The organism is Cellulosimicrobium cellulans (assembly GCF_042723955.1).
GTDB lineage: Bacteria > Actinomycetota > Actinomycetes > Actinomycetales > Cellulomonadaceae > Cellulosimicrobium > Cellulosimicrobium cellulans_H.
Genome location: NZ_JBHXIC010000036.1, coordinates 1 through 2,333 on the forward strand (window position 1 = coordinate 1; position 2,333 = coordinate 2,333).

A 2,333-nucleotide genomic window follows, 5' to 3' on the forward strand; every position below is an offset into this window, starting at 1 on the left:
CGCGCGGGGGGGCGGGGGGGGCGGCCCCCCCCCCCCCGGGGGGCGGGCCCACCCGAGGGGGGGGCGTGGCCGCGCCCCACCCCCCCACCCATGGCGTTCTCGGCGAGAGGCGGAACGATCGAGTCAGCCCTTGACCGCTCCCCCGAGGCCCGCGCCCTGGAGGAACATGCGCTGGAAGACGAGGAACAGCCCGACCGGGATGAGCGTGGAGATCGCGAGCGCCGCGAGGAACACGCCGAGGTCGGTCGACGCCTCGATGGACGGCAGGCGCACCGACAGCGGCTGGATCGCCGGGTCCTTGAGGACCAGCAACGGCCAGAGAAAGTCCTTCCAGGCCGCGATGACCGCGAACACCGAGACCACGCCGATGATCGGCTTGGACATCGGCAGGACGACCGACCAGAACAGCCGGTACGGCCCCGCCCCGTCCATGCGCGCGGCCTCGAACACCTCGCGCGGGAGGCTGTCGAAGAACCGCTGGACGAGCAGCACGTTGAACGCGCTCGCGCCCGCGGGCAGCCACACGGCCCAGAAGCTGTTGATGAGCGACTGCCCCAGGAGCGGCGGGTCGAGGATCGTCAGGTACAGCGGGACGAGCAGGACGATCGCCGGGACGAACATGGTCGACAGGACGAGCGCTTGCACGACCTTCCCGTACCGCGGCCGCAGGACGGACAGCGCGTAGCCGCCCGTCGTCGCGACGAGGATCTGCGACGCCCACGACCCGACCGCGAGCCAGATCGTGTTGAGGAAGTACCGGCTGACCTGGACGTCGTTCCACGCCTTGTCGAGGTTGTCCCACGCGATGCCGTTCGGGAAGATCGCCATCGGCGTGCGCAGGATGTCCTGCGTCGGCGTGACGGCGTACTTGGCGAGCAGCAGCATCGGCCCGAGACCTGCGACGACGAGGATCACGAGCAGCAGGACGTGCGTGGTACCCATCCCCCACCGGACGGACGGGCGGCGCCAGTCCGCCTCGGAGAGCGCGCCGCGGTCCTCGACGCCGTCGAGCGCCTTGCGACGGCGCGCGCGCACCCTGCGACGGTCCGCCTCGCGGCGGGACCGGCTCGCCTCGGCGGCGCGACGCGAGGTGCCCGCGGGGTCGTCGACGGCGTCCGTCGCCGCCGCGGAGTCCTGCGAGACGACGCCGATCTCGCTCGGGTTGTCGGTGGGCGAGAGAGTCATGACGTGCTCCAGGACCGGGTGAGCCGGAAGTAGAGGATCGAGAAGACGGCGAGGACGGCCGCGAGCATGATCGACAGCGCGGTCGCCGCCCCGTAGTCGCCGCCGAGGCTGTTCTGGAAGGCGTAGCGGTAGATGAGCAGCAGGATCGTCAGCGTCGCGTTGTTCGGCCCGCCGCCCGTGAACAGGTAGGGCTCGAGGAAGACCTGCGCCGTGCCGATCACCTGGAGGATCAGCGTGATGAACAGGACGCCGCGCAGCGCCGGGAGCGTCACGTGCCAGATCTTGCGCCACAGCCCCGCGCCGTCCACCTCGGAGGCGTCGTAGAGCTCGGGCGGCACGCTCGTCAGGGCGGCGAGGTAGATGATGATCGTCCCGCCCGCGCCGGCCCACGTCGCGGCGAGCACGAGCGAGGGCATCGCCGTCGAGGCGTCCTGGAGCCACGGGTACGGGCCGAGCCCGACCCAGCCGAGGATCGTGTTGAACACGCCCGTCGGGCTGCCGTTGTAGAAGAACTTCCACAGCAGCACGGCGACGACCGGCGGCACGACGACCGGCAGGTACGCGAGCGCGGAGTACAGCCCGCGCGCCCGGCGGACCTCGCGCATGAGCACGGCGGCGACCAGCGGGATCGGGTACCCGAACAGCAGCGCGAGGAACGCGAAGTACAGCGTGTTCTTCACGGCCTTCCACAGGAGCGGGTCGTTCAGCACCTGGCGGAAGTTGTCGAGCCCGACGAACGTCGGGTCACTGACCAGGTTCGTCTCCTGGAAGCTCATGATCACCGCGCGCACGATGGGGAACCACGAGAAGACGCCGAAGATCAGGATCAGCGGGAGCAGGAAGACGAGGTTGCTCAGGCCGCCGCCACGCAACCACGTCACGGGGCTGCGGCGTCGGCCGTCGCGGTCGGCCCGCGCGTGGGAGGCGGGTCCCCGTCGCGGCGGTGCGGTGGTGGCGGTCACGGGCGAACGTCCTTCGGTGCGGTGGGAGGCGCCCGACGACGCGAGGTGCGTCGCGCCGTCGGGCACCGGCGGGGTACGGGTCGGCCGGCCGGGGGCGGGGCCGGGCGACCCGGGTCTGCGGTCACGGGGCCCCGGGCGGGCCGCGCGACCCCGGCGGGAGCCCCGGGGGAGCAGGGTGCGCGCCGC

At 72.2% G+C, this 2,333-nt stretch carries 2 protein-coding genes; both read right to left on the minus strand.

The genetic code is table 11. The features are described 5' to 3' along the window. Positions 1–123 precede the first annotated feature (123 nt). Positions 124–1,185 carry a carbohydrate ABC transporter permease gene (locus ACFWH7_RS11520; RefSeq protein ID WP_378216646.1) on the minus strand — a complete coding sequence of 354 codons (1,062 nt, stop codon included), beginning with the start codon at positions 1,183–1,185 and terminating at the stop codon, positions 124–126. Continuing rightward, entirely contained in the window at positions 1,182–2,147 is a 966-nt protein-coding gene (locus tag ACFWH7_RS11525; RefSeq protein ID WP_378216647.1) for a carbohydrate ABC transporter permease, read from the minus strand. The genes ACFWH7_RS11520 and ACFWH7_RS11525 overlap by 4 nt, the downstream gene beginning before the upstream one ends. Positions 2,148–2,333: the final 186 nt, after the last annotated feature.